This window comes from Azospirillum sp. TSO5, from assembly GCF_003116065.1.
Classification (GTDB): domain Bacteria; phylum Pseudomonadota; class Alphaproteobacteria; order Azospirillales; family Azospirillaceae; genus Azospirillum.
This window is the reverse complement of record NZ_LGQY01000039.1, coordinates 95,457-121,333: the sequence shown is the minus strand read 5'-3', so window position 1 is coordinate 121,333 and position 25,877 is coordinate 95,457. Positions and strand designations below refer to the sequence as shown.

Below are 25,877 nucleotides of genomic sequence, written 5' to 3'. Positions count from 1 at the left end.
TCTTGGCAGCAGGTTGCCTATACTTGTATAGTGTTGTCTATAATAGCGAGGGCGCCCTCATGAGCAACCTGTTTTTTGCCTCGGCGCTGCTGCCGGACGGCTGGGCGGAGGAAGTGCTGGTCACGACGGACCAGCGCGGCCGGATCGTCTCGGCGACGCCCAATGCCGCCTGCCCGGCCGATGCGGAGCGCTTCGCCGGGGCGGCGGTCGCCGGCATCGCCAACCTGCATTCCCACGCCCACCAACGTGCCATCGCCGGCATGGGCGAAAGCTCCGGCGAGGGCTCCGACAGCTTCTGGAGCTGGCGCGAGGTGATGTACCGGGCGCTCGACCGCATGGAGCCGGAGGATTTCGAGGCGGTCGCCGCCCAGCTTTATGTGGAGACGCTGAAGGCCGGCTTCACCGCCATCGCCGAATTCCATTACCTGCACCATGACCGCGACGGCAGCGCCTACGCCGACCCGGCGGAGATGAGCCACCGCGCCATTGCCGCCGCGCGGACGGCCGGGCTGCCGATCACGCTGCTGCCGGTGCTCTACAACGCGTCCGGCTTCGGCGGCACGCCGCCGACTGCCGGGCAGCGGCGCTTCATCCATGACGGGGCAGGGTTCGACCGGCTGTCCACGGCCCTGCGCAGCACCTATGGCGAATCCTCCGACGTGCAACTCGGCATCGCCCCGCATTCGCTGCGCGCCGTGCCGGATGGGTTGCTGACCGAGACCGTCGCCGCCAACCCGCAAGGCCCGATCCACATCCACATCGCCGAGCAGCGCCGGGAGGTCGAGGACTGCCTCGCCTTCCGCAGCCGCCGCCCGGTGGAGCATCTGCTCGACACCCAGCCGGTCGATGGCCGCTGGTGCCTGATCCACGCCACCCACATGACCGCAGCGGAGGTGGCGGGCGTCGCCGCCAGCGGCGCGATCGCCGGCCTTTGCCTGACCACCGAGGCCAATCTCGGAGACGGCTTCTTCGCCGCCCAATCCTACATGGCGCAGGGCGGCCGCTGGGGCATCGGCTCCGACAGCCACATCTCCGTCAGCCCGGTGGAAGAACTGCGCTGGCTGGAATACGGCGCGCGGCTGACCAGCGAACGGCGAACGGTGCTGGCCGGCGGCCCCCGCCGCTCCACCGCCCGCCGGCTGGTGGAGAACGCCCAGGCCGGCGGGGCGCAGGCGACCGGGTTCGACTCCGGGCGCATCGCTGCCGGCCTCCGCGCCGATATCGTCGTGCTCGACACCGATCACCCGCTGCTGGCGGCCCGCAAAGGCGATGCGCTGCTGGACGGCTGGATTTTCGCCGGCAACGCCCCCCTCGTGCGCGATGTGGTGATCGCCGGACGCGCAATCGTCCGCGACCGCCGACACCCGCAGGAGGAGGAGATCGCCGACCGCTTCAAAAAGACACTTGGGAGACTTCTGGGATGAGCGAGAGCATCACTCTGGTTCCGGGCGCGCTGTCGCTCGACACGCTGCGCAGCATCTATCGCGGCCGTCCGGCCTTGACGCTCGACCCGGCGGCCTATCCGCGGATGGAGCGCTCGCGCGCGCTGATCGACCGGATCGCCGGCGGCGACGAGGCGGTCTATGGCGTCAACACCGGCTTCGGCAAGCTGGCGCACACCCACATCGCCGCGGCGGATCTGGAAACGCTCCAGCGCAACCTGATCCTGTCGCACGCCACCGGCGTCGGTGCCCCGCTGGCCGACGGCGTCGTGCGGCTGATCCTGGTCATCAAGGCGGTCAGCCTCGCGGTCGGCGCCTCGGGCGTGCGGCCGGCGCTGGTCGATGCGCTGCTGAAGCTGTATGAGGCCGACGTGCTGCCGGTGGTGCCGGGCAAGGGCTCCGTCGGTGCCTCGGGCGATCTGGCGCCGCTCGCCCATCTCTGCGGCGTGCTGCTCGGGATCGGCCATGTCCGGGTGAAGGGCGAGACCCTGCCGGCGGAAGAAGGGCTGCGCATCGCGGGGCTGCCGGTCTTTGACCTGAAGGCCAAGGAAGGGCTTGCGCTGATCAACGGCACCCAGGTGTCGACCGGTCTGGCTCTGGCCGGGCTGTTCGAAATCGAGCGCACCTTCAAGGCGGCGCTGGTCGCCGGTGCCTTGTCGGTCGAGGCGGTCAAGGGCAGCCACCGTCCGTTCGACGCCCGGATCAGCGCGCTACGCGGTCAGCCCGGCCAGATCGCCGTCGCCGCCGCCTTCCGCGATGTGCTGGCCGGCAGCGAGCTGAACGCCAGCCACCAGGGCCCCGACTGCCACCGGGTGCAGGACCCCTACAGCCTGCGCTGCCAGCCGCAGGTGATGGGCGCGGTGCTGGACCAGATGCGGCAGGCGGCGCGCACGCTGGTGATCGAGGCCAACGGCGTCACCGACAACCCGCTGGTTCTGGTCGACACCGACGAGGTGCTGTCCGGCGGTAACTTCCATGCGGAGCCGGTGGCGATGGCCGCCGACCAGCTCGCCATCGCCGCGTCGGAGATCGGCGCGCTCGCCGAACGCCGCATCGCCATGCTGATCGACACCACCATCAGCGGCCTGCCGCCCTTCCTGGTGGCGGAGCCGGGGCTGAACTCCGGCTTCATGATCGCCCATGTCACCGCCGCCGCCCTGGCGTCGGAGAACAAGTCGCTCGCCCACCCCGCCAGCGTCGACAGCCTGCCGACCTCCGCCAACCAGGAGGACCATGTCAGCATGGCGACCTTCGCAGCGCGGCGTCTCGGCGACATCGCCGGCAACGTCGCCGACATCGTCGGTATAGAGCTTTTGGCCGCGATTCAGGGGCTGGAGTTCCATCGTCCGCTGAAGACCGCCGACCGGCTGGAGCAGGCCATCGCCACCATCCGCGCCGAGGTGCCGCGCTACGAGGTCGACCGCTACTTCGCCCCGGATCTGGCCGCCATCGGCGCACTGGTGCGGAATGGCGCGCTTGACCATCTGATGCCGGTGGAACTGGAGACAGCATGATGACGGATACGATCTACGATCTGGTGCAAGGCGACGGGCCGCTGGTCATCAGCATGCCCCATTGCGGCACCGAACTGTCCCCCGGTCTGGCCGAGCGCCTGACGGAGGAGGCGCTGACCCTGCGCGACACCGACTGGCACATCCCGCGCCTGTACGGCTTCGCGAGCGCCATGGGGGCGACGCTGCTCAGCGCCCGCTATTCCCGCTATGTCGTCGATCTCAACCGGGCATCGACCGGCGAGAGCCTTTATCCCGGACAGGCGACCACCGGCCTGTGCCCGGATGTGCTGTTCGACGGCACGCCACTCTACCGCGACGGACAGGTTCCCGACGCGGCGGAAGTGGCGCAGCGGGTCGATGGCTATTGGCGGCCCTACCACGATGCGCTGGCGGCGGAACTGGCGCGGGTGAAGGCGCGGCATGGCTTCGCCCTGCTCTATGACGCCCACTCCATCCGCAGCCATGTGCCGCGCCTGTTCGACGGGCGGCTGCCCGACCTGAATCTGGGAACGGCGCGCGGCACCAGCGTTGATCCGCAGTTGGCCGCCCGCGTCGTCGCGGCGATGGAAAGTGCTTCGGCGGCGGAGGGGATGACCTGCGTCACCAACGGCCGCTTCGTCGGCGGCCACATCACCCGCCAGTACGGCCGCCCGGCGGACGGCGTCCACGCCATCCAGATGGAACTGGCGCAGGACCGTTACATGGACGAGGAGGCGCCGCCCTTCGCCTACCGCCCCGACCGGGCTGAAAAGCTGCAGCGGGTGCTGACGGCGGTGCTGGACGCCTTCACCGGCTGGCGGCCGGTGCAGGGCTGATCCGTATCGGGGGCGGGGAACCGCCCCCATGCGCCTCGCGTTCCTCTGCGGCGCCCCTTGTTGCGACGCAGTATGCAGAGGACCGACGTTGAGCGACATCATCGAACAGAGCGGGGAACAGAGCGGCATCGAGAATCCGGGCAGCGGCATCGGCTATGGCGGAAACCCGGTTCCCGCCATCCTCCAGCCCACCCTGACCGCCGTCGATGCGCTGGACGCGCAGGTCCACGACATCGTCACCTGCGATCCCGGCCCGGTCAGCCATGCTCTGGCGACCGCGGGCCATTACGCCATAAAGCGGCACGTGCTGATTCCCGGCTTCGCCATCGCCGGCCTCGTCGGGCTGTTGACCGGTCAGCCGGATCTGCGCCGCGCCGGCAGCGTCGGCGTGGCCGGTCTGGTGGTGACTGCGACCGCCAGTCGCTCGATCAAGCGCTATGTGAAGCGTCGGCGCCCGGATGAATGCGCCCCGCGCCGCAAACCGGGATGGCGCATCAGCGCGCGGTCGCTGCCGTCGGGACATGCGGCAAGCGCCTTTGCCGCGGCGACGGCGCTCGCCACAGTCAGCCGGTCGCCCGCGCAAAGCCTGATGATCTACGGAACGGCGGCGGCGCTTGCCGGCGGACGGGTGGTCCGACACCGGCACTGGGCGTCCGACGTGCTGGCCGGCGCGCTGCTGGGAACGGCGGTCACTCTGTTGGCGCGGCGGCTGCTGGCGCGCTGAGCCGCTATTTCTTGGGCAGCGGCAAGGCAGCCTGCGCCGGCTTGGCCGGATCGGCGAGCCGCTTGGCGCGCTTGTTGCGGACCTCCGCCACCTCCCCCGCTTTCAGAGGCACGAAACCGTCGGGGCGCATGGCGTTGCCGACGATCTGCTTGAGCAGGTCGATGTTGGTGGTCTGTACCCGGCGGCCACGGCGGACCTGATCGAGGAATTTCTGTGACGGGGTCAGCACATAGTCGATGGCGTCGATGCGCTTGCCGACCTTGGTGTATTCCTTGTCGGCGACGTCGAGGATCCCCTCCTCCACCAGCGCATCCACCGCAGAGGTCACCACCCGCAGCGTGTCGCGGCGGCGCGACCACTCGTTCATGCCGCTGTTCTTGATGATCTCGTCGGCGCTGATCGAGATCGGCTTCGCCTCGTCGTCAGCGGTATCGTATTCGATCGACAGGCGGTTGTAGAGCCAGCGCGACACCGGCGACTTCAGCTTCATCAGCCAGGCGTAGGAGACCGGCTTGAACTCCAGATCGCGAATGGCGGCGGAGACCAGCGGGTTGAATTCCAGATAGGTCTCTTCGACCCCGCCATCCTCATCGACCAGATCCGGGCGTGAGCGGATCGCCAGCACCGGGAAGGCGGTCGATTCCAGCAGGTTCTGCCCGCGGCTCTTCTTCCCCGGCTCGGCGCTGCCGCCGGTGGAGATGATGATGCGCGAGCGGGCCAGGATGGTCAGGGATTCACGGATATCCTGGATCGACAGGGTGTGGTTGACCGCCCGCAGCTCACGCTGGATCTCGTAGAGGCTGAAGCGCATCTGCACCTTGTCGCGGTTCTCGCCGGTCAGCGACAGGCGCGAGCGGTCCATGGCGAGGCGGCGGACGACCTGCTCCACCACCTGTTCGCGCTCCGACGGGAAGATCTCGACTTCGACCAGATCCGGGCCGGCGCCGGGGGCGCGGTCGTCCTTCTTCGCGGTGCTGAGCCGGTCGATACGGGCGGGCTGGACGGTCAGACGATAGTTGCGGCCACGGAAGGCGAACTCGCGCCGCACCGACTTGATGAAGTTGTCCTTGGTGACCAGCTCGCCCTTGTCCTTGGCAGCCTTTTCCTTGTCATTGTCGCGGGAGACGAAGACGAAGCGCGGCGCCAGATCGTAAAGCGCGATCAGGTGTGATTGCGAACGATCTTCCAGCTCGAACAGGATGAGTTGCGCGGCGCTGGTCGGGGCCATCTTGGTCATGAACGTCTCCGAAGGTCGGGAGTAACCATGGCGCGCCGAACCCGCCGGTGCAACAGAACGCGGAGAAATTACCGCATCCGGGATGGAGCGACAGCCCGCGCATATGACGCAGCACCCCGCGATGATGGAGCAAGGGCCCGCGGTTATGGAGCGACAGCCCGCGATTGGGCCGCTAGGGCGGTCCTGCCAAGGCGCGTGACGGCGACTCCTTGAAGAATCGGGGAGAATCGGCACCGACGGACCGGCAGGCGGGCTGAGCGGAGCCGCGGGCTGCCACTCCATGGCAGGCGGGAGCGGAAGCGAGAGGGGCCGGATTGCTCGCGAATGCCGCTATCCGCGGTCAATCGCGGGCTGTTGCTCTAGGAATGCCCGCGATCGCGGACGGGTGGCGGGTGTCTAATCGCGGGCAAAGGCTCCAAGACCGCGGCCAAAAGCACCAGGATTCCGATTCGCCGCGGAACCGCGAGCCGATGCTCCATGGTCGCGGGCAGGGGCTTTACGGTCGCGGGCTGTCGCTCACCATGCGCGGGCTCCCGCTCCATGGGGTGGTCATGGAGTGCCTGCCCGCGATTCGACTCTGCCATCAACCGCTTCGAATCCTCTGGACCAATCGCGACAGCCAGACATGCGGCCGTCCATGCGTCCAATCTTGCGCGGATGGCGCGGAGGAGTATCGCCACAGATGACCGAGAACAGCACGAACCCCAACCGCTGGGGCCGGATCCCGGCCTGGTGGCTCGACCACCCCGACCTCGACGCCGACGGCCTTGCCGTACTGGCGGCACTCAGCACCTACGCCGACGAGGCGGGGGTGTGCTGGCCGTCACAGGCGACGCTGGCGGACAAGCTGAAACGCAGCCGGCCCACCGTCAACCGGATCCTGGGCCGGTTGGAGGCGCTCGGGCTGGTCGGCATCGAACACCGCCGCTCGGCCAACGGTGGCCGGCTGAGTTGCCGCTACCGGCTGGCGCTGATCGCCGGAAACGCGCCGGACGAGAAGGCCGGCGATGGTGCAGGGATGGACAGCCCCGCTGACTCAGCGGCGGACTCCCCCTGTTCAGCGGCGAGTCATGAACAGCCTGAACCAGAACAGATTCCAGACACGCTCCACCGGCGTGCGGACGACGGGATGGCACCGGTGGCCGAGGCGGTTCCGCAGGACTGGACGCCACCGACCGCCGACCGCGAGTGGGCTGCAAATCGCTTCCCCGACCTCGACGTTGATGGACATGCTGAGCGCTTCGTCCAGCAATGCCAGGCCCATGGCTACCGCTACCGCGATCCGGCGGCGGCATGGCGGTCCTGGCTGTTGCAGGACGCCGGGCGTATGGCGCCACAGCCCGCGGGAACGGTCCGGGGATCGGTCAACCGCGGTGCCCGCACCGCTTCCCGCACGTCACCACCCGCTGCCGCCGCGAATGCGGAACAGCGCCTGTCGGCCTGGGCCAGCGTTGCCGCGCGCCTGAACTCCGGACAATCGGCCACGCCCGCCAATCCCTGGGGGATCGCATGAGCAACCTGCATCCGTTTCCCGCTGCACCCGCTGCTCCGCCCAGCCTGCCGCTGCCCTTCGATCCGGCGATGACCCCGGCCCTGCGCAGCCGGATGCTGCGCGAAGCATTGCCGGAGCCGCTGCAACGGTTGCTCGACCGCGGGCAGGTTGGGCGTCACAGCCGCTTCACCGAGGATGGCTTTGCCGATGTGGTGGAGGACTGGACGCCTCCCGACGGGGTGACGCCGCGCCATGCCGCACTCGCCAGCATGGCGCTTGCGGAGATCGACGAAACCATCCTGGCGCCGGCGCCGGCCAATCACCTGCTGGGCCGCGTGCTGGCGCTGCTCAGCCATTTCCCGGCGAAGGCGACGACGCCGGAGGTGGAGCAATTGCTCGCGATGGATTGGGCGGACGATCTGGGGGAGTTTCCGGCCTGGGCCATCGATCAGGCGGCCCGCCGCTGGCGACGCACCCGCAAATGGCGGCCGAGCATCGCCGAGATCCGCGCGCTGTGCGAGGAGGCCTGTGCCGCCGAACGGGCTCTGGCCGAACGGTTGCGCGCCATCGCCCTGGCAGGGGAAAGGGCCGGCGAGCGGACCGGGGAATTGGGCGGCGGTGCCGGTGCGGTGCGTCCGGTGCTGGCGTCGGCGATGCGTCGTATGCGAAGATGAGAATGGCTTCTGTCTTAACTGGCGCTTCTGTGGCAGGGGTGACACCCTGTACCGGCGGTGCGAAGCTAAGACATGTCTTAGATTTGCGCCACGGCCCGGCTTTGGTAAAAGGGGCCGACAGCCGATGGCGATAAGGGGCATGGGAATGAGCAACGACACGGGACACGGGCCGGTGAAGCGCTTGCTGGTCAATGGCCCGAAGGGCGGGATCGGCAAGACGACGCTCAGCCGCAACATCGCGGTGGCCGCCGCGCTCGACGGTTGCGCGGTGGCGACGCTGGACCTCGATCCGCAGCGCAGCCTGACCAAGTGGTTCGCCAAGCGGCCGGACGGCATGGCCTCCATCACCCATTTCGAGGCGGGCATGACGCCGGTCGACATCCGGGCGGCGCTGGACGGCATCGCGGGCTTCGATCTTCTGGTGATCGACACACCGCCGTCGATCGAGGACCATCCGGAGGAGTTCAAGCTGCTGGCGCTGTCCTCCGACCTAATCGTTGTGCCGACCGGGCAGAGCGACGACGACCTGGACTCCGTCCGACCCTGGATGCGCTTCGTCCGCCGCTATGGCAAGAACGCCGCCTTCGTCATGAACCGCGTCAAGCCGCGCACCCGCGGCTTCACCGAGGCGCAGCGCAAGCTGTTGGGCGACGGCCGGATCTGCCCGGTCGAGGTGCCGGATTACGAGGACATCCAGTTCACCGCCGGCCGGGGTCTCGGCCTGCTGGAGCTGAAGGGGGGCAAGGGGGCCGAGCATGTCGCCGGCGTCTGGGCCTTCGTCCGCCACGAACTGGAGCTGGCGCAATGAGCGGATTCAAGCAGGTTTCCAAGGCCCAGGCCCGTCGCCACATCGCGGTGGACGAGCGGATCGAACGCATGTCGGAGGCGACGGTCGACCTCGTCCGGCGCGAGGAGTTCGTCCAGGAAATCTCCACCCTCTGGCGGAGCGCGCAGGAGAAGTTCCTGCTGATCGGCCGCTATCTGGTCCAGGCGCGGGCGCGGCTGCCGCATGGCGAGTTCCAGGCGATGGTCGAGAACGAGCTGCCCTTCGGCTATCAGGTCGCCTATCAGCTGCGCATGGTGGCGGAGGCGGTGGACAGCGGGCGCCTGCCCGGACCGAAGCTGCCGCCGAGCTACGCCACCGTCTACCAGCTCGCCACCCTGACCAGCGAGCAGCTGCGGCTGGCCGACCAGCGCAACCTGATCCGGCCCGACGTCACCCGGCCGGAGATCGTCCGCTTCAAGCGCGACCTGCGGAACAAGGCGATCGACCACGTCAGCCGCCGCGAGGCGCTGGAGGCGGAGCGCGACCGGCTGCGCGAGCGGCTGGCGGTTCTGGAGGCGGAACTGGCGACGCTGGCCGACGAGGACTGAGGACGGCCGGCGATGACGGTGCGGCGTGCGATGATCCGGGACGGGGATGGGTGAGGCATGCTGGACCTGAAATCGCTGGAAATCTTCATCTGGACGATGCGGCTCGGCGGGTTCCGTCGGGCGGCGGAACGGTTGAACACCACCCAGCCGGCGGTCTCCGCCCGCATCGCCCAGCTTCAGGACGAGTTGGGCGTCATCCTGTTCGAACGGGTCGGCCGGCGGGTGGCGCCGACACCGCAGGCGATGGTCCTGCTGTCCTATGCCGAGAAGATGATGGCGCTGAGGTCGGAGCTGCTGACCGCGGTCGCGGACCGCAGCGCCATCCGCGGCGTCATCCGGCTGGGCGTTGCGGAAACAGTGGTCCACACCTGGCTCAGCCAGCTGATCGAACGGCTGAATGCCCTCTACCCCGCCGTATCGCTGGAGATCGAGGTCGAAACCTCCCCCAGCTTGCGCGATGCGCTCGCCCGGCATGAGCTGGACGTGGCGGTGATGCTGGCTTCCTACACCGACATGCGGTTCAGGACGATCCCCGTCGGCAATTACCCGCTGGGCTGGGTGGCCAGTCCGGCGCTGTCGCTGCCGGCGGAGCCGGTGTCGCTGGCGGATCTGGCGGCTTGGCCGATCATCACCTTTTCCCGCACCACCCAGCCCTATGGCGTGATCCGCGAGATGTTCTCGTCCATCGGCCTGCCGGTGCGGATGTTCGGCAACAGCTCGCTCGCCAGCGTCGTACGGATGGCGGTGGATGCCGTCGGCGTCAGCGTCATTCCCACCGTCATCGTCCAGCGCGAACTGGCGGAAGGCCGGCTGCGGCTGATCCGGTCGCAGGCACCGCTGCCCGGCATGACCTTCTGCGCCGCCCATTCCGCCACGGCGGAGAACCATATGGCGTCGGTCGTCGCCGATCTCGCGGCCGAGGTGGCCGCCAATTACGAGGCGACGACGGGCAACGAGGCGCCCCAGGCCGCGGAGTGATCGGCGCGCATTAGCAAGCGATTGATCGTCGCTGCTTATCAATCCAGATCAAAACATACGATTGGACGGACACAAGACTGTTCGTGTCATCATCCTTGTCAGAGGCGCAACCGAACAGCCACAAAGGCACGCGCCAAAAGCCACCAAGGCACTGAACAGAGGAGATTTCACGATGCGGTTCGCGGCAGCGATCACCGACCTCACCCGCACGCCCAAGGGCAAGCTCCCCACCCGCCGGCAGACGATCAAGCGCATGCTTGCGGCGGCGGCCCTGCTGACCACGACCGCGCTGACCGGCGTCGGCTTCGGCGCCTCTCCGGCCCAGGCGGAGGACGAGATCCGCATCGGCGTGATCTATCCGCTGACCGGCGCCGCCGCCTCCACCGGTGTGGAGCTGAAGGCCGCCGCCGAACTGGCCGCCGCTATCATCAACAAGGAAATCCCCGCCCCGCCGGGGCTGGTCGCCGGCATCGGCCTGCCGCACCTGCACGGCGCCAAGATCAAGCTGATTTTCGGCGACCATCAGGGCAACCCGCAGGTTGGCGCCACCGAGGCCGAACGCCTCATCACCAGTGAGAAGGTGGTGGCGCTGACCGGCGCCTATTTCTCCAACGTCACCGCCACCGCCAGTCAGGTCGCCGAACGCTATGGCGTCCCCTTCCTGAACGGGGAGTCTTCGTCGGCTTCGCTGACCCAGCGCAAGTTCAAATGGTTCTTCCGCACCACGCCGCATGACGACCTGTTCGTCGGCAACTTCTTCACCTTCCTGCAGGACATGGAGAACAAGACCGGCGACAAGCTGCGCACCGTCGCGCTGTTCAACGAGAACACGCTGTGGGGCAACGAGACGACCAAGCTGCAGGTGAAGCTGGCCGAGGAGCAGAAGTTCACCATCGCCGAGAAGATCCTCTATCCGGCGAAGACGACGCAGATGACGTCGGAGGTGCAGCGGATCAAGGCAGCCGCCCCGGCGGTCATCATGCAGTCCAGCTATCTCGGCGACGCCATCCTGTCGATGAAGACCTACAAGGAGTTGGGCTTCTCGCCGAAGATGCTGCTGGCCAACGACGCCGGCTTCAACGACAGCGAGTTCCTGAAGACCATGGGCAAGGATGGCGAGTTCGTCATCAGCCGCGAGGTCTGGGCGCTCGATCAGGCGGAGCGCAATCCGCTGATCAAACAGGTCAACGACCTGATGCACCAGCGCACCGGCGTGAATTTCAACGGCAACTCCGCCCGCGCCTTCACCGGCATAGCCGTGCTGGCCGACGCGCTCGACCGGGCCGGCTCGACCAAGCCCGACGCGATCCGCGAGGCGCTTCAGAAGACCGACATCCCGGCCAGCGGCCTGATCATGCCGTGGAAGGGCGTCAAGTTCGATGCCAACGGCCAGAACGAACTGGGCCAGGGCATCATCGTCCAGGTGCAGGGCGGGCAGTATGTAACGGTGTGGCCGTTCGACGTGGCGACCAAGCCGGTCGTCTACCCGATGCCGGCCTGGGACGGCCGCTGAGGCGACGTTTTTTCGTTGGAGCTTTGGCGGGGAGATATCCCGCCCGCCAAAGCTCCTCCGGCCCACCCTGACCGCAAAAGGGGCGCGGCAATGACCGCAGACATTCTCATCCAAGTGCTCGTCTCGGGCCTGCTGATCGGGCTGATCTATGCCCTGGTTGCGGTGGGCCTGACGCTGATCTTCGGCGTGATGGACATCGTCAATTTCGCCCATGGCGAATTCCTGATGCTGGGCATGTACGCCAGTTTCTGGGCCTTCGCCCTTTTCGCTATCGACCCCATCGTCGCTCTGCCGCTGACCGCGCTGCTGCTGTTCGCGGTGGGCGTCATCGTCTACCAGACGGTGATCCGGCGCATCCTGAAGGCGCCGATGCTGTCGCAGATCTTCGCGACCTTCGGCCTGATGATCCTGCTGCGCGGTCTGGCGCAGTTCTTCTGGAAGCCCGACCATCGGCTGATCCCGCACAGCCTGGTCAGCGGCAACATCGCCCTCGGTCCCGTCCAGTTCGGCCTGCCGCAGTTCGTGGCGGCGCTGGGGGCGGTCGGCGTCACCGGCGCCTTGTGGATGTTCCTGCACCGCACCCGGCTCGGCACCGCGCTGGAGGCCACCGCCATCGACCGTGAGGCGGCGACCCTGATGGGCATCGACGGGCAGAAGATGTTCGCTCTTGCCTGGGGCATCGGCGCCGCCTGCGCCGGTCTGGCCGGCGGTCTGATTGCCACCTTCTTCCCGATCTTCCCGGAGGTGGGGTCGAACTTCATCCTGATCGCCTTCGTGGTGGTCGTGCTGGGCGGCTTCGGCAGCGTCACCGGCGCCTTCCTGGCCGGCATCATCGTCGGACTGATCGAGGTGCTGGGCGGCTTCCTGATCGGCCCGGAATACAAGACCGCCATCGTGCTGTCGCTGCTGCTGATCGTGCTGCTGGTGCGTCCGCGCGGCCTGTTGGGGAAAGCCTGATGACGACCGGAACCACTCTCTCACGCAAGGCGCCCGTCTCGCGCAAAGCAATGGGCACCGGCGCCCTGCTGGCGCTTGCCGCCGTGCTGCCGCTGGCGATCACCGAACCGTCGCAGCAGAATTTCCTGATCCTGATCCTGATGGGCGCCCAGATGGGCGTCGCCTGGAACATCGTCGGCGGCTATGCCGGTCAGGTCTCGCTCGGCCATGCGGTGTTCTACGGCATCGGCGCCTACACCTCGACCATGCTGCTGCTGACGCTGGGGATCAGCCCCTGGATCGGAGCGGTGGCCGGCGGGCTGGTGGCGGCGCTGTTCGCGCTCGCCATGGGATGGCCCTGCTTCCGGCTGAAGGGGCACTATTTCGCCATGGCGACCATCGCGGTGGCGGAGATCATGCAGATCCTGGTCACCAACAGCGATTTTCTGGAGGGTGCCGTCGGCCTCTATCTGCCGATGGACCGCAGCGGCTGGACCTGGCTGATCTTCCTGTCCAAGCTGCCCTACTACTACATCATCCTCGGCCTGCTGGTGCTGACGGTGCTGGTCTCCTGGGCGATCGAGCGCAGCCACATCGGCTATTATTTCCGCGCCATCAAGGACGAGCCTGAGGCGGCACGCGCGCTGGGCGTCAGCCTGACCCGCTACAAGCTGATCGCGCTGTCGGTGTCGGCGTTCCTGACCGCGATGGGCGGTAGCTTCTACGCCCAGAAGGAGATGTTCATCGATCCGGGCTCGGTGCTGGCCACGACGATCTCGATCAAGATCGCGCTGATCGCCATCCTGGGCGGGGTGGGTCGCCTGATGGGGCCGGTGCTGGGCGCCGTCATCCTCATCACCATCGAGGAATACAGCCGCACCCTGTTCGGCAGCACCGGGTCCGGCACCGACATGATCATCTACGCCGCCATGATCATCCTGGTCGCCGTGTTCAGCCCGTCCGGCGTGCTGGGCCTGCTGGGCGACCTGCGTCGCCACCTGCCGGGCGCCAAGCCCGCCGCCAAGTCGGAGGGCGTGAAGGCCGAGAAGATGGAGGTCCGCCCGTGAACACCGCTCCCCTGCTTGCCGTGGACGGCCTGGGCAAGGCCTTCGACGGACTGATCGCCAACCGCGACATAAGCTTCATCGTTCATCATGGCGAGATCATCGGGCTGATCGGCCCGAACGGCGCCGGCAAGACCACGCTGTTCAACTGCCTTGCCGGCTTCCACACCCCCACCACCGGCCGCATCGCCTTCGAAGGGCACGACATCACCGGCTCGACGCCGGAGGCCGCGGCGGCGCTGGGCATCGCCCGCACCTTCCAGATCGTCCGTGTCTTCCAGTCGATGACCGCGCTGGAGAACGTCATGGTCGGCGCCATGCTGCGCAACAAGCGGGTGGCCGAAGCCCGCGACCGGGCGGAGGAGGAACTGGCCTTCGTCGGCCTGTCGCACCGCGCCGATACCCCGGCGTCCGACCTGACGGTGTCGGAACAGAAGCGGTTGGAGGTCGCCCGCGCGCTCGCCACCGAACCGAAGCTGATCCTGCTGGACGAGGTGATGGCCGGGCTGAACCCGACCGAGGTGCGCGAGGCATCGCAACTGGTCCACCGCATCCACCAGCGCGGCATCGCCAGCATCATCGTCGAACATGTGATGGAGGGCATCATGCCCATCGCCCACCGGATGCTTGTGCTGGATTATGGTGCCAAGATCGCCGACGGCACCCCGGCCGAGATCGCCGAGAACCCGGCGGTGATCGCCGCCTATCTGGGGGAGTGAGACGATGCTCCAACCGACGTTGTCCGAACCCGTCCGCCCCGTGGCCGTCGCGCCGCCGGGCGAGCCGATGCTCCAGGTCCGCAACATCCAGTCCAGCTACCGCCGCGTCCCGGCCATCCGCGACATCAGCCTGACCCTGAACCGGGGGGAGATCGTCGCGCTGGTCGGCGGCAACGGCAACGGCAAGTCCACCACGCTGCGCGCCGTCGCCGGGCTGAACGCTCTCGATGGCGGGTCGGTCCTGCTGAAGGGCCAGGACATCTCCGCCGTGCCCGCCCATGAGCGGGTCAAGCGCGGGCTGGTGCTGGTGCCGGAAGGCCGCCGGCTGTTTCCCCGACTGACGGTGGAACAGAACCTGATGCTGGGCGGCTTCACCACCAGCGACGCGGCCAAGCGCGAGGAAACGCTCCAATTCGCCTACGACACCTTCACCGTGCTGGGTGAGCGGCGGAAACAGCAGGCCGGCACCCTGTCCGGCGGCGAGCAGCAGATGCTGGCGATGTGCCGCGGCCTTATGAGCCAGCCCGACCTGCTGATGCTGGACGAGCCGTCCTGGGGCGTCGCGCCCAAGCTGGTGACCCGCATCTTCGAGACCATCCAGCTGATCCGCCGACGCGGCATCACCGTGCTGCTGGTCGAACAGAACGTCCACCGCGCGCTGGAGATCGCCGACCGCGGCTATGTCATCCAGACCGGCCGCGTCGTGATGGAAGGCAGCGGCCAGGACCTGCTGGGCAACGACGAGGTGCGGCAGGCGTATCTGGGCATGTGAGAGAAGTCGGCTTCGATTGCCCCCTCCCCAACCCTCCCCCGCTTCGCGGGAGAGGGTGCCTTCTGCGAAGCGGCGGCAGTCCCCTCCACCGTTAAAGGCGCGGGAGGGTTAGGGAGGGGGCACAGCACTTTTCCCCACCTGCACAATTCCACACACACCAACTCCCCGGACCATCCCCATGACCACACCCTTCCTCACCGCCGCTGCCGAGCGCATGCGCATCCGCAGCGGCGCCAACAGCGGCCAGACCGCCGGGCTGGCTCCCGGCCATGTCCAGGCCAACCTCGCCATCCTGCCGGCGGATTGGGCCGGCGACTTCCTGCGCTTCTGTCAGGCAAACCCGCGGCCCTGCCCGCTGCTGGCGGTGTCGGAGGTCGGCGACCCGCGCCTGCCGACGCTGGGCCACGACATCGACATCCGCACCGACGTTCCGCGCTACCGCGTCTACCGCGACGGCGTGCTCTCCGCCGAGCCGACCGACATCACCGATCTGTGGCAGGATGATTTCGTCGCCTTCCTGATCGGCTGCTCCTTCTCGTTCGAGGAGGCACTGCTGGCCGACGGGCTGCCGGTGCGGCACATCGCGATGAACCGCAATGTGCCGATGTACGAGACCAATATCGCCTGCACGCCGGCCGGTCGCTTCGGCGGCACCATGGTGGTGTCGATGCGGCCGATGGTGCCGAAGGACGCCATCCGCGCCATCCAGATCACCTCGCGCTTCCCGTCGGTGCATGGTGCGCCGGTGCATTTCGGCGACCCGGCCGCCGTCGGCATCCGCGACATCGCCGATCCCGAACATGGCGAGGCGGTTCCGATCGAACCCGGTGAAGTGCCGGTCTTCTGGGCCTGCGGGGTGACGCCACAGGTCGCGATCCGCAACGCCCGTCCGCCGATCGCCATCACCCACAGCCCCGGCGCCATGCTGATCACCGACCTGCTGAACACGCACCTGTCGGTGCTCTGAGCGCTCTCTTTCTCTCCCTTTCAAAATCCAGCAACACCGGCCGCCGCGCGGGCACTCCGCCTCGCGCGGTAACAGTGGAGGCTTGCCCGATGCCGCGTCCGTTCCCCTCCCGCCTGCTGTCCACGTCCATTCTCGCCGCCGGCCTGCTGGCCGTTGCCGGACCGGCCTCGGCCGACCAACTGCGCATGGTGGCGCTCAGCTTTCCGCCGCTGATCTATGACGACGGCGGCAAGCCGGCCGGCATCGCCTTTGACATCGTGACCGAGGCGATGAAGGCCGCCGGGCATGCCGTGACGGTGGAGATCATGCCGTGGGCGCGTGCGCTCGACACCGTGCGCGAGGGCGGGGCGGACGCCATCTTCACCGCTTACAAGACGCCGGAGCGCGAGCAGTTCTTGAACTACTCCACCCAGGTGCTGGTGCCGCAGGTGGTGTCGCTGTTCGTGGCGACGGATAGCCCGGTCAGCTTCGACGGCGACCTGTCCAAGCTGGCCGACCGCAAGTTCGGCGTCGTCAACCAGATCAGCTATGGCTCCATCGTCGACGACGCGATCAAGAACGGCGTGCTGCCGGCGGTGGAGAAGTCGAACGACAGCGACAGCAACGTGAAGAAGCTGGTCTCCGGCCGCTTCGAGGTGATGCCCAGCAACCGCTATGTCGCGCAGTATTTCCTGAAGCAGGCCGGCGCGCTGGACAAGGTGAAGGAACTGACCCCGGCGGTGCAGGACATCCCCAGCTACATCGCCTTCACCAAGGCGCGCGACACCACCAAGCTGCGCGACGAGTTCGACAAGGGCGTCGCGGCGATGAAGGCCAGCGGCGCCTATCAGCAGATCCTGGACAAATACGCTCGCTGAAAAATGCCCGCTGAGTGGCGGGCGCCTTCCCCCTTCGACCAGACTTCGAGAAGCCGCCATGAGCGTGACCACTTCGTTTCCGGCGCCCGTTCTGCGGCCGGCCGGGGACAGCGCCCTGATCGTCGAGTTGGGCGACGGCATCGCCCAGGATCTGAACGCCGCCGTCCACCGGCTCGACCGCCGCATTGCCGACGCCGGCCTTCCCGGAATCGTAGAGACGGTACCGACATACCGCTCGATCCTGGTGCAGTTCGATCCGGCGGTCACGGCGGCAGAACCGCTGGGCCAAGCCCTGCTCGGGCTGGCGGCGGAACTGACGCAGGCGGCGGCCGAACCGCAACTGCGCTGGATCGTGCCGGTCTGTTTCGGCGGCCGGCATGGCGAGGATCTGGACGATGTGGCGCGCCGGTCGGGGCTGAGCGCCGAGGAGGTGGTGCGGCTGCACTGCACCGCCGACTACCGGGTCTATATGCTGGGCTTCTCCCCCGGCTTCGCCTATCTCGGCGGGCTGCCGGAGGTGCTGCACCAGCCGCGGCGCGAGAACCCGCGTATGGTCACCCCGGCGGGCAGCGTCATGCAGGGCGGGGCGCAGGCGGCGATCTCCCCCATCGTCATGCCCAGCGGCTGGCATCTGCTGGGCCGCACCCCGGCAAAGACCTTCGATCTTAAACGGGACCCACCCTTTCTGCTGGCGCCGGGCGACCGCATCCGCTTCACCGCCATCAGCGCCGCCGAGTTCGACCGGCTGGAGGGGATGAGCGGCTATCTGCCCGACTGCGAGACGGTGACCGCACCCGCCGCCCTGCTGCAGGGAGCCGCCGCATGACCACACATCTTCGTGTCGTGGCCGCCGGTCCCAGCTCCACCATCCAGGATCGCGGACGGGTCGGGTATCAGCGCTATGGTGTCTCGGTCGCCGGGGCGGCCGATCCGCTGCTCCATGCGGTCGCCAACGCCCTGGTCGGCAACCGGCCGGGGGAGGGGGCGGTGGAGTTCACCCTGACCGGCGACAGCATCGTGGTGGAGGGCGGGCCGGTGCGCATCGCCGTCGCCGCTGATGCCGAGCTGACGGTCGATGGCGAGCCGGCCCCGGCCTGGACCAGCCTGCGCCTGACCGATGGGCAGACCCTGCGCATCGGTGCCTTGCGTAGCGGCATGCGCGGCTATTGGGCGGTGGAGGGCGGCTTTGCCCTTCAGCCGGTGCTGGGCAGCGTCGCAACGCACATACGCAGCCGTATGGGCGGGCTGGACGGCGGTGCGCTGAAGGCTGGCGACCGGTTGCCGCTGGCCCTGGATCACGCGGCGGACAGGGGAGAGCGCTGCCTCGACCCGTCGCTGTTGCCGGCGCGCGGCAAACGGCTGCGCGTCATGCTGGGCCCGCAGCAGGACTACTTCACCCCGGCCGGCATCGAAGCCTTCCTGGAAGAGGACTACACCGTCAGCCACGAGGCCGACCGCATGGGCTGCCGGCTGGACGGCCCGGTGATCGAGCATGCCCGCGGCTTCAACATCACCTCAGACGGCATTCCGCTGGGCGCGGTGCAGGTGCCGGGGACCGGGCGTCCCATCGTGTTGTTGGCCGACCGCCAGACCACCGGCGGCTATCCCAAGATCGCCTGCGTCGTCGGCCCGGACGTCGCGGCGCTGGCGCAGATGCGGCCGGGCGAGCGGCTGCGCTTCACCCCGGTCGATGCGGCGGAGGCCGGACGCATCCAGGCCCGCCATCGCGAGATGGTGGACGGCCTGCCGGCGCTTCTGCAATCGGTCGGCGGCTTCGCGCTGTACGACAGCGGCCGGCTGCTCGGCTTCAACCTGATCGGCGGCGCCGTCACCGGCTGGGACTGATCCGCTTCCCTTTTGTCACCCACAATGGAGGTCTCCCGATGCTGCAGCGTGTGGGCCGTACCCTTGCCATGCGTGTCGTCGTTCCCATCGCCCTGATGGTCACGGTCATCAGCGCGACCGGCATAGCCGCCGTCGTCACCGTCAACCGCGAGGATGCCCGCACCGCGTTGGAGGACCGGGCCGCCGTCACCGTCCGCGTCATCGCCGGTGGGCTGGCGGAGCCGCTTTGGAACGTCGATGCCGACTCCGCCGCGGCGCAGCTGGCGGCGCTGACCAACGATCCCGACTTTCTCGGCAGCCGGGTGCTCGATCCCAAGGGGCAGCTCTTCGCTAAGAGCGGCGACGTGTCGGACGGCGACCCGACGGTGCTGGTCCGCCGCGCCGACATCCAGCGCAAGAGCGGCGCCCGTATGGACAAGCTGGGCACGGTGGAAATCCACCTGTCGCCCCGCCGGGCGGAGGTTCAAGCGCGGGAGCGGGCATGGCTGCTGGCCGGCGGTGGGCTGGCGGCGCTGGTGGCGCTGTGCGGTGTGCTGTTCCTGATGGTGCGCGGCGCCACCCGGCCCATCGTCCGGCTGACCGGGGTGATGACCCGGCTGGCCGACGGTGAGATCGCGCTCGACGTGCCGTCGCTCGACCGCCGGGACGAGATCGGCCGCATGGCCGCCGCCGTCCAGGTCTTCAAGGAGCAGGGCGCCGCCAAGCAGCGGCTGGAGGCCGAACAGGTCGCACTGCGTCGGCAGGCCGAGGCGGAGCGGCATGCCGCCATCGCCGCGGTCGCCGATGATTTCGAACGCCGTGTCGGCAGCGTGCTGGGCGAGGTGCTGCGCACCACCGACGGCATGGGCACCGCCACCCGCGATCTTGCCGACGTGGCGGAACACAACGGGCAGGTCAGCCGGCAGGCCGCCGGCAACGCGGCGGCGGTGAACGCCTCGGTCGACGGGATGGCCGCCGCAGTGGACGAGCTGGTTGCCTCGATCCGCGAGATATCGGTCCAGGCGCAGCATTCGCAGTCCATCGCCGACGAGGCGTCGCGCCGGGCCTCAAAGGCGACGGAGCAGGTGGCGGGTCTGGTCCAGGCCTCCGACCGCGTGTCGGCGGTGGTGACGCTGATCCACGCCATCGCCAAGCAGACCAATTTGCTGGCGCTGAACGCCACCATCGAAGCGGCTCGCGCCGGGGAGGCCGGCAAGGGCTTCGCCGTCGTCGCCGGCGAGGTGAAGGCGCTGGCGACCCAGACCGCCAAGGCAACCGAGGACATCGAGACGCAGATCCGCGCCATCCAGGGCTCCACCGGTTCCGCTGCCGACGAGATCGTCGAGATCGCCCGCGTGGTGGAGAGCCTCAGCCAGATCAGCGCCTCCATCGCTGCGGCAGTGGAGGAGCAGAATGCGGCGACGGCGGAAATCGGCCGCGGCGTCAGCGAGGCGGCGCAGGGAGTGCGCGCCCTGCTGGGCGACGTCAACGCCACGTCCGACGTGGCGGGGCAGACCGGCGCCGCATCCAACCAGCTGGACGGCGCCGCCGGCATGCTGGCGGAGCAGATGGGGGCGATGCGCAGCGAGGTTGCCGGCTTCATCCATTCCCTGCGACAGTCGGAGGCGGCGTGAAAACGCCCTGTCGTCTTTTCCTGAATGAATTGCGAGAATTGCCATGCCGAGTATCGATCTGAATTGCGACATGGGGGAAGGGTACGGCGCCTGGACCATGGGCGACGACCGGGCGATGCTGGACATCGTCACCTCCGCCAACATCGCCTGCGGCTTTCATGCCGGCGATCCCACCATCATGGCCGACACCGCCCGGCTGGCGGGGGAGAAGGGGGTGCGCATCGGCGCCCATCCCGGCTTCGAGGACCGCTCCGGCTTCGGTCGCCGGGTGATCCGTGGCATTACCACCACGGAGGTCGAGCGGCTGGTCGCCTATCAGGTCGGCGCGCTCCAGGCCTGTGCCGCGCTGTCGGGCCAGCGGGTGACCCATGTGAAGCCGCACGGCGCGCTCTACAACATGGCGGCGGTGGAGCCGGATCTGGCCGGCGCCATCGCCGGCGCCATCAAGGCGGTGGACCCCGCCCTGCTGTTCGTCGTCCCGCCGCTGAGCGCCATGGAACGCGCCGGGCAGGATGTGGGTCTGCGCGTCGCGCGCGAGGCCTTCGCCGACCGCACCTATGAGGATGACGGCACGCTGACACCGCGGACTGTGGCCGGATCGGTGATCCACGATCCGGATCTGGCCGCCGCGCGGGTGGTGCGGATGGTGCTGGACGGGGCGGTGGAAAGCCGTCACGGCACCCGGCTGCCGATCGTCGCCGACACCATCTGCGTCCATGGCGATACGCCGACGGCGGTGGCGATGGCAGCGACGGTGCGCCGGGCGCTGGAAGCGGCGGGGGTGGTGGTGCGGGCGGTGGGGAGTGTCTGATTTCCAGTAGGTCTTTGCCCCCTCCCTAACCCTCCCCCACCTTCGGTGGGAGAGGGGACTGCCGCCGTACTCCCGCAAAGCTCCTACCCCCTCTCCCGCGAAGCGGGGGAGGGGTGGGGAGGGGGCACTCCAAGCCTGCAGCCTCCCACGACCTCCCGCATTACGCGAACCACCGCTCATCTTTGCATCGCAGCATGCCAAGATCGGGTCACAGTTTTGTCAGAATTTTAGACGAACATCCCTCAAACGAGAAAGGATACACACGGCCGTGTCGACCAGAAGGATAGTCGATCCTCGGCCAAACAGCACAGGTCTTGCCAATGCAACGACGAATTTCCATGCCTATTCTGGCGGCAGTGGCGATTTTTTCGGCCGGCGAGGCGTCTGCTGATATTCTCTACCAAAAGGGTAGTGTTGCAGATCAGCGACATTTCTTGCAGGTCGATGTCTCCTGGGGAGAGCTGGAGATCGGGCAGACCGACAGTGCCCGCAACCGTCTGGTGGGATCGTCGATCCTGCCGACATCCTTCGGGGCCGGCAGCAACTCGGCGAAGCTGACCTACTACACCCCTCCATTGCGGGGGTTCGAGGTGGGGGCCAGCTATACGCCGATGCCCCGCGGCAACGGCGACATGCCCGATCCGCGCGAAGCGATGCATCTGGTGGAGGCCGCGTTGCGCAAGACCATGCAGTTCGGCGCCATCAGCAGTCGGCTGACCGCTGGCACCAGTTGGGCGCGGGTGCGCAGCGACAGCCGGCGGCTGCCGCGCCAGACTTGGATGGTCGGCACCCAACTGGCCTGGAAAAGCGTGACCCTGAACGGCGACCTCCGCCAGCAGGAAGAAGCGGACGGCGCTTCGATCCGCAGCCTGAATGCGGCGCTGGCCTATGGTACTGGCGACTTGACCCTGTCGCTGCGGGTGCGGCGGACGGTCCCTTACCAAGGCGTCGCCGGTGGCCAATATCTGGCCGACCTGACCTATCACATCACGCCGCGCTGGCAGGTGATGGCCGACACCGATATCGACACCAGTGCCGATTCCCTGGCCGCCGTGGTGAAGGTCGGCGCCCGCCTGTTGTTCTAGCCGCGGCGGAACGGGTGGGGGATGACATCGCCATCCCCCAGCCACATCCCACTGCCGCAGCCGGCGACAAACCGTTCAGTTCGCCGCGAAGCAATAGAGCAGCCCAGCGCCGCCGGTGCCCTTCAGGGCGTCCTGGCTGCAGCCGCCGCGCGAGGCGTGCGACGAGTTCCAGGATTTCGCCGGCGGCTGCTCGTCCAGCCCCATGCGGTCATGGTGGCCGAGCATGGCCGCACCCTCGGTGCCGCTTTTGGTCCAGTTGCCGCAGGTCATGTCCTGGCCGGCGGGGAAGGCGGTGCCGTCGGGCTGCGACCCGGTCAGGATGTCGTGCGTGTTGGGCTGGTCGCCGCGGCCGTTGATCGTTTCACCCTTCTCGTTCAACGCGGTCTGCTTGGTCAAGGCGTTGGTCCCGTGCAGCTCTGCGACCGAGCGGGCGATCACGTCACCCTTGGCGTTCTGCCAGGGGCCCTTGCCGATGCGGTCGCGCGCGTTGACTGCCGGCTGGCCATCGGCGGCCTGGGTGCTGAGATAAGCCCGCCATGTGTGGTTGCCGGCGCCCGCAGCCTGGGCCAACTGCTGGCAATGCCGGTCGGCGCCGTTCAGCCCGCCCAGGTCGGCCCCCTTGCCCGCGCCCACGCTGGTGACGAAGAACGTCATGGCGGACGGGCCGGCCTGTTGCGCCGCCGCAGCCCCCGGGATCGCCAACAGGAAGGCGGCCGCCGCTACGATCCGGACGCTTGCACTGCTCATGGGTTTCCTCCGTTGCTGTTTGTTGTGTGGCCGGGATGGACCTCGCTGGCAGAGCCAGTTGAATGAAGACGCTCAGACCGGGCGATTCATTCCCCCGCTCATTCCCCCACTTTCGCCGAACCCAGCGCGGCGGCCAGCCGGTCGGCCGCCTCGTCCACCTCCGCCGCCGTCGTGCCGCGGCCGAGGCCGAAACGCAGGCTGGCATGGGCATCCATGACGGAAAGACCGAGCGCCAGCAGCACATGCGACGCCTCGCTCGTCCCGCTGTGGCAGGCGGAGCCGGTGGCAACGGCAAGCTCCGGCAGATCCAGCAGCCGGTCGGCGGCGTCGATGCCGGGTATGGTGACGTTCAGGCAACCGGCCAGTCCATCCGCCGCGCCATTGCGGCGGATGCCGGGCAGGCGGCTCTGCAGCCGTTGCCACAGCCGGTCGCGCAATTCGCCGATGCGCCGGGCGTCCTCCTCCCGCCGTTCACGGGCCAGCCGGCAAGCGACACCCAGCCCGACGCAGAGCGGCGTCGGCAAGGTTCCGCCCCGCAGGCCGCGCTGCTGCCCGCCGCCGGGCGAGGCCGGCACCGGCCGGAAGGGACGCCGGACGATCAGGGCGCCGATTCCCATCGGTCCATAAAGCTTGTGCCCCGACAGGCTGAGGCCGTGGATCCCGAGCGCCGCCATGTCGAGGGCGCGCGTGCTCAGGGCCTGCACGGCGTCGCTGTGCATCATTGCGCCATGGCGCGCCGCGACCGCCGCCAGATCGGCCAGCGGCTGGACCGTCCCGACCTCGTTGTTGGCGGCCATCACCGATACCAGCGCGGGCTTCGGCAAACCGGCCAGGGCGTCGTCCAAGGCGGCGGGTTCGACCCGGCCGCCGGAATCCACCGGCAGGATCGCCACCGCGTGGCCGCGCCGCCGCAGCTCCGGCAGGCAGCCCAGCACGCTGGCATGCTCCACCGCCGAGACGACGCAGCCGCCACCCGCCGGGACGCCGCCCAGCAGCGCCAGCGTGTTGGCCTCGGTGGCGCCGGAGGTGAAGACCACCTCGCCCGGCTGCGCGCCGACCAGGGCGGCGACCTCCGCCCGCGCATGCGCGATGGCGTCGCCGGCGCGCCACCCGGCCGGATGGGCGGCATGCGGGTTGCCGGCCGCTTGTGCCCGCATCCAGGGCAGCATCGTCTCAAGAACCTGCGGGTCGAGCGGCGTCGAGGCCAGATGGTCGAGATAGATCATGGCGCGCAGTATCGCGCCATCGGCGGCGGAAGGGGAGGTGGGATGTCCTTCTCCCCTTCATTCAAATCACTGCGACGGCTGGTCCGGCCGCTCTGCCGATTGGGCCGCGTTGCTGCCGCTGACGCGCCAGACGGCATTGCCGACATCGTCGGCGACCAGCAGCGCGCCCTTGTTGTCCAACGTGACACCGACCGGGCGGCCCTGCGCCTTGCCGTCCTTGTCGAGGAAGCCGGCCAGCACGTCGACCGGTTCGCCCGCCGGCTTGCCGTTCTGGAAGGGCACGAAGATCACCTTGTAGCCGCTGGCCGGCTCGCGGTTCCAGGAGCCGTGCTGGCCGACGAAGGCGCCCTGCTGCAGGTTCGGCGGCAATTCGCCCTGGTGCGAGAAAGTGAAGCCGAGCGAGGCGGTGTGCGGACCCAGCGCATAGTCGGGCGGGATCGCCTTGGCGACGAGGTCGGGGCGCTGCGGCTCCACCCGCTGGTCGACATGCTGGCCGTAATAGCTGTAGGGCCAGCCGTAGAAGCCGCCGTCCTTCACCGAGGTCATGTAATCGGGAACGAGGTCGCTGCCGATTTCGTCACGCTCGTTGACGGCGGTCCACAGCTCGCCGGTCACCGGATTCCAGTCCATGCCGTTGGGATTGCGCAGGCCCGACGCGAAGATGCGGTGCGCGCCCGTCTTCAGGTCGATCTCCCAGATGGCGGCTCGGCCTTGCTCCGCCTTCATCCCGTTCTCGCCGACATTGCTGTTGGACCCGACGGTGGCGTAGAGCTTGCCGCCGTCGCGGCTGGCGATGATGTTCTTGGTCCAATGGTGGTTGATCGGCCCGGCCGGCAGGTCGACGACCTTCACCGGCTTGGCGGCGATCTTCGTGTCGCCCTCCTTGTAGGGCACCTTCACCACCGCGTCGGTGTTGGCGATGTAGAGGTCGTTGCCGACCAGCGCCATGCCGAAGGGCGAATACAGCCCTTGCAGGAAGGGTTCGCGGACATCGGCCTTGCCGTCGCCGTCGCTGTCGCGCAGCAGGGTGATGCGGTCGGCGCTGGGCGTCTTGGCGCCGGCCTTGCCCATCACCAGCCCCATGACCCAGCCCTTGATGCCCTTGCCGTCTTCCGGCTTCGGCGGGGCGTTGGTCTCCGCCACCAACACATCGCCGTTGGGCAGGGCCAGCAGCCAGCGCGGATGGTCCAGCCCGGTGGCGAAGGGGGTAACGCTCAGCCCCTGGGCCGCGACCGGCTGTGCTCCCTGCGGCCAGCCGACGGCGTCGGCGATGTTGACCGTGGGAATCAGCGAGGATTTCGGTTCCGGCAGGGTCGGGTTGGGACCGGTGCCGGCCGACACCGGTAAGGTCGCCTGATCGCCGCAGCCGGCGAGCGACAGGACCGCGACCGTCGCGGAAAGCATGAGGGCTGGCCGTATGGTGCTGTGCATGCGCCGAAATCCCGCGTCTGTGGGCGTGGAGGGAGTACCCA

General features: G+C 68.4%; 25 protein-coding genes. 21 read left to right on the top strand and 4 right to left on the bottom strand.

Annotated features, from left to right (window positions below):
• The first annotated feature begins 59 nt into the window (after positions 1–59).
• The 4 genes from TSO5_RS12010 (at position 60) to TSO5_RS11995 (ending at position 4,495) form a co-directional block, all read left to right on the top strand.
• The gene (locus tag TSO5_RS12010; RefSeq protein ID WP_109151808.1) at positions 60–1,424 is read left to right on the top strand and encodes a formimidoylglutamate deiminase; all 1,365 of its coding nucleotides are present in this window, start codon (positions 60–62) and stop codon (positions 1,422–1,424) included.
• Positions 1,421–2,956: a histidine ammonia-lyase gene (hutH, locus tag TSO5_RS12005; protein WP_109151807.1), complete on the top strand. Its 1,536-nt coding sequence runs from the start codon at positions 1,421–1,423 to the stop codon at positions 2,954–2,956. Before TSO5_RS12010 ends, hutH begins: the two co-directional genes overlap by 4 nt.
• Positions 2,956–3,771: an N-formylglutamate deformylase gene (gene hutG, locus TSO5_RS12000; RefSeq protein ID WP_109151806.1), complete on the top strand. Its 816-nt coding sequence runs from the start codon at positions 2,956–2,958 to the stop codon at positions 3,769–3,771. Before hutH ends, hutG begins: the two co-directional genes overlap by 1 nt.
• A gap of 88 nt (positions 3,772–3,859) precedes the next feature.
• Entirely contained in the window at positions 3,860–4,495 is a 636-nt protein-coding gene (locus TSO5_RS11995) for a phosphatase PAP2 family protein (RefSeq protein WP_109151805.1), read from the top strand.
• 4 nt (positions 4,496–4,499) lie between these two features.
• Here the strand turns inward: TSO5_RS11995 and TSO5_RS11990 are convergent, their stop codons facing one another.
• The gene (locus TSO5_RS11990) at positions 4,500–5,732 is read right to left on the bottom strand and encodes a plasmid replication protein (protein ID WP_109151804.1); all 1,233 of its coding nucleotides are present in this window, start codon (positions 5,730–5,732) and stop codon (positions 4,500–4,502) included.
• A gap of 682 nt (positions 5,733–6,414) precedes the next feature.
• Between TSO5_RS11990 and TSO5_RS11985 the strand changes: the two genes are divergently transcribed.
• From TSO5_RS11985 to TSO5_RS11905, 17 genes are all read left to right on the top strand, one after another.
• Entirely contained in the window at positions 6,415–7,245 is an 831-nt protein-coding gene (locus TSO5_RS11985; protein WP_109151803.1) for a helix-turn-helix domain-containing protein, read from the top strand.
• Complete coding sequence (locus tag TSO5_RS11980) at positions 7,242–7,898, top strand: hypothetical protein (RefSeq protein ID WP_109151802.1); 657 nt, start codon at positions 7,242–7,244, stop codon at positions 7,896–7,898. The genes TSO5_RS11985 and TSO5_RS11980 overlap by 4 nt, the downstream gene beginning before the upstream one ends.
• 145 nt (positions 7,899–8,043) lie before the next feature.
• Entirely contained in the window at positions 8,044–8,706 is a 663-nt protein-coding gene (locus tag TSO5_RS11975; RefSeq protein WP_109151801.1) for a ParA family protein, read from the top strand.
• Positions 8,703–9,272 carry a hypothetical protein gene (locus tag TSO5_RS11970; RefSeq protein WP_109151800.1) on the top strand — a complete coding sequence of 190 codons (570 nt, stop codon included), beginning with the start codon at positions 8,703–8,705 and terminating at the stop codon, positions 9,270–9,272. Before TSO5_RS11975 ends, TSO5_RS11970 begins: the two co-directional genes overlap by 4 nt.
• Before the next feature lie 57 nt (positions 9,273–9,329).
• A complete protein-coding gene (locus tag TSO5_RS11965) occupies positions 9,330–10,250 on the top strand; it encodes a LysR family transcriptional regulator (RefSeq protein WP_109151799.1) in 921 nt (306 codons plus the stop codon).
• A 172-nt stretch (positions 10,251–10,422) separates the two neighbouring features.
• Positions 10,423–11,763: an ABC transporter substrate-binding protein gene (locus tag TSO5_RS11960; RefSeq protein WP_199230865.1), complete on the top strand. Its 1,341-nt coding sequence runs from the start codon at positions 10,423–10,425 to the stop codon at positions 11,761–11,763.
• 90 nt (positions 11,764–11,853) lie between these two features.
• Positions 11,854–12,720: a branched-chain amino acid ABC transporter permease gene (locus TSO5_RS11955; RefSeq protein WP_109151798.1), complete on the top strand. Its 867-nt coding sequence runs from the start codon at positions 11,854–11,856 to the stop codon at positions 12,718–12,720.
• Positions 12,720–13,766, top strand: a complete 1,047-nt coding sequence (locus TSO5_RS11950) for a branched-chain amino acid ABC transporter permease (RefSeq protein ID WP_199230864.1) — start codon at positions 12,720–12,722, stop codon at positions 13,764–13,766. Before TSO5_RS11955 ends, TSO5_RS11950 begins: the two co-directional genes overlap by 1 nt.
• Complete coding sequence (locus tag TSO5_RS11945) at positions 13,763–14,482, top strand: ABC transporter ATP-binding protein (protein ID WP_247870719.1); 720 nt, start codon at positions 13,763–13,765, stop codon at positions 14,480–14,482. The genes TSO5_RS11950 and TSO5_RS11945 overlap by 4 nt, the downstream gene beginning before the upstream one ends.
• Positions 14,483–14,549: 67 nt before the next feature.
• On the top strand, positions 14,550–15,254 hold the full coding sequence (locus tag TSO5_RS11940; protein WP_109151894.1) for an ABC transporter ATP-binding protein: 705 nt from the start codon (positions 14,550–14,552) through the stop codon (positions 15,252–15,254).
• Positions 15,255–15,432: 178 nt separating this feature from the next.
• Positions 15,433–16,221: a putative hydro-lyase gene (locus TSO5_RS11935; RefSeq protein WP_109151797.1), complete on the top strand. Its 789-nt coding sequence runs from the start codon at positions 15,433–15,435 to the stop codon at positions 16,219–16,221.
• Positions 16,222–16,310: 89 nt separating this feature from the next.
• Positions 16,311–17,078, top strand: a complete 768-nt coding sequence (locus tag TSO5_RS11930) for a transporter substrate-binding domain-containing protein (RefSeq protein WP_109151796.1) — start codon at positions 16,311–16,313, stop codon at positions 17,076–17,078.
• A 58-nt stretch (positions 17,079–17,136) separates the two neighbouring features.
• On the top strand, positions 17,137–17,904 hold the full coding sequence (gene pxpB, locus TSO5_RS11925) for a 5-oxoprolinase subunit PxpB (RefSeq protein WP_109151795.1): 768 nt from the start codon (positions 17,137–17,139) through the stop codon (positions 17,902–17,904).
• Positions 17,901–18,923 carry a biotin-dependent carboxyltransferase family protein gene (locus tag TSO5_RS11920; protein ID WP_109151794.1) on the top strand — a complete coding sequence of 341 codons (1,023 nt, stop codon included), beginning with the start codon at positions 17,901–17,903 and terminating at the stop codon, positions 18,921–18,923. The genes pxpB and TSO5_RS11920 overlap by 4 nt, the downstream gene beginning before the upstream one ends.
• 38 nt (positions 18,924–18,961) lie before the next feature.
• On the top strand, positions 18,962–20,536 hold the full coding sequence (locus TSO5_RS11915; protein ID WP_109151793.1) for a HAMP domain-containing methyl-accepting chemotaxis protein: 1,575 nt from the start codon (positions 18,962–18,964) through the stop codon (positions 20,534–20,536).
• A gap of 37 nt (positions 20,537–20,573) precedes the next feature.
• Positions 20,574–21,347, top strand: coding sequence for a 5-oxoprolinase subunit PxpA (locus tag TSO5_RS11910; protein ID WP_199230871.1), 774 nt, complete (start codon positions 20,574–20,576; stop codon positions 21,345–21,347).
• A 320-nt stretch (positions 21,348–21,667) separates the two neighbouring features.
• Positions 21,668–22,432, top strand: a complete 765-nt coding sequence (locus tag TSO5_RS11905; protein ID WP_348981056.1) for a porin — start codon at positions 21,668–21,670, stop codon at positions 22,430–22,432.
• 75 nt (positions 22,433–22,507) lie between these two features.
• Here TSO5_RS11905 and TSO5_RS11900 read toward each other — a convergent pair whose 3' ends face one another.
• The 3 genes from TSO5_RS11900 to TSO5_RS11890 all read right to left on the bottom strand — a co-directional run bounded on the left by TSO5_RS11900 (position 22,508) and on the right by TSO5_RS11890 (position 25,809).
• Entirely contained in the window at positions 22,508–23,179 is a 672-nt protein-coding gene (locus tag TSO5_RS11900) for a hypothetical protein (protein WP_109151790.1), read from the bottom strand.
• Positions 23,180–23,277: 98 nt separating this feature from the next.
• On the bottom strand, positions 23,278–24,405 hold the full coding sequence (locus tag TSO5_RS11895; RefSeq protein WP_109151789.1) for a cysteine desulfurase family protein: 1,128 nt from the start codon (positions 24,403–24,405) through the stop codon (positions 23,278–23,280).
• Positions 24,406–24,471: 66 nt separating this feature from the next.
• Positions 24,472–25,809 (bottom strand): sorbosone dehydrogenase family protein, encoded by a 1,338-nt coding sequence (locus TSO5_RS11890; RefSeq protein WP_247870717.1) that lies wholly within the window; start codon positions 25,807–25,809, stop codon positions 24,472–24,474.
• Positions 25,810–25,877 lie beyond the last annotated feature (68 nt).

Coding starts and splice junctions, on each gene's coding strand:
- TSO5_RS11985 (WP_109151803.1), top strand. CDS start 6,415: ATGACCGAGAACAGCACGAACCCCAACCGCTGGGGCCGGATCCCGGCC.
- TSO5_RS11895 (WP_109151789.1), bottom strand. CDS start 24,405: ATGATCTATCTCGACCATCTGGCCTCGACGCCGCTCGACCCGCAGGTT.
- TSO5_RS11970 (WP_109151800.1), top strand. CDS start 8,703: ATGAGCGGATTCAAGCAGGTTTCCAAGGCCCAGGCCCGTCGCCACATC.
- TSO5_RS11890 (WP_247870717.1), bottom strand. CDS start 25,809: ATGCTTTCCGCGACGGTCGCGGTCCTGTCGCTCGCCGGCTGCGGCGAT.
- TSO5_RS11940 (WP_109151894.1), top strand. CDS start 14,550: ATGCTCCAGGTCCGCAACATCCAGTCCAGCTACCGCCGCGTCCCGGCC.
- TSO5_RS11955 (WP_109151798.1), top strand. CDS start 11,854: ATGACCGCAGACATTCTCATCCAAGTGCTCGTCTCGGGCCTGCTGATC.
- TSO5_RS11915 (WP_109151793.1), top strand. CDS start 18,962: ATGCTGCAGCGTGTGGGCCGTACCCTTGCCATGCGTGTCGTCGTTCCC.
- TSO5_RS11935 (WP_109151797.1), top strand. CDS start 15,433: ATGACCACACCCTTCCTCACCGCCGCTGCCGAGCGCATGCGCATCCGC.
- TSO5_RS12010 (WP_109151808.1), top strand. CDS start 60: ATGAGCAACCTGTTTTTTGCCTCGGCGCTGCTGCCGGACGGCTGGGCG.
- TSO5_RS11960 (WP_199230865.1), top strand. CDS start 10,423: ATGCGGTTCGCGGCAGCGATCACCGACCTCACCCGCACGCCCAAGGGC.
- TSO5_RS11980 (WP_109151802.1), top strand. CDS start 7,242: ATGAGCAACCTGCATCCGTTTCCCGCTGCACCCGCTGCTCCGCCCAGC.
- TSO5_RS11905 (WP_348981056.1), top strand. CDS start 21,668: ATGCAACGACGAATTTCCATGCCTATTCTGGCGGCAGTGGCGATTTTT.
- TSO5_RS11920 (WP_109151794.1), top strand. CDS start 17,901: ATGACCACACATCTTCGTGTCGTGGCCGCCGGTCCCAGCTCCACCATC.
- TSO5_RS11930 (WP_109151796.1), top strand. CDS start 16,311: ATGCCGCGTCCGTTCCCCTCCCGCCTGCTGTCCACGTCCATTCTCGCC.
- TSO5_RS11975 (WP_109151801.1), top strand. CDS start 8,044: ATGAGCAACGACACGGGACACGGGCCGGTGAAGCGCTTGCTGGTCAAT.
- TSO5_RS11990 (WP_109151804.1), bottom strand. CDS start 5,732: ATGACCAAGATGGCCCCGACCAGCGCCGCGCAACTCATCCTGTTCGAG.
- TSO5_RS11965 (WP_109151799.1), top strand. CDS start 9,330: ATGCTGGACCTGAAATCGCTGGAAATCTTCATCTGGACGATGCGGCTC.
- hutG (WP_109151806.1), top strand. CDS start 2,956: ATGACGGATACGATCTACGATCTGGTGCAAGGCGACGGGCCGCTGGTC.
- hutH (WP_109151807.1), top strand. CDS start 1,421: ATGAGCGAGAGCATCACTCTGGTTCCGGGCGCGCTGTCGCTCGACACG.
- TSO5_RS11950 (WP_199230864.1), top strand. CDS start 12,720: ATGACGACCGGAACCACTCTCTCACGCAAGGCGCCCGTCTCGCGCAAA.
- TSO5_RS11900 (WP_109151790.1), bottom strand. CDS start 23,179: ATGAGCAGTGCAAGCGTCCGGATCGTAGCGGCGGCCGCCTTCCTGTTG.
- pxpB (WP_109151795.1), top strand. CDS start 17,137: ATGAGCGTGACCACTTCGTTTCCGGCGCCCGTTCTGCGGCCGGCCGGG.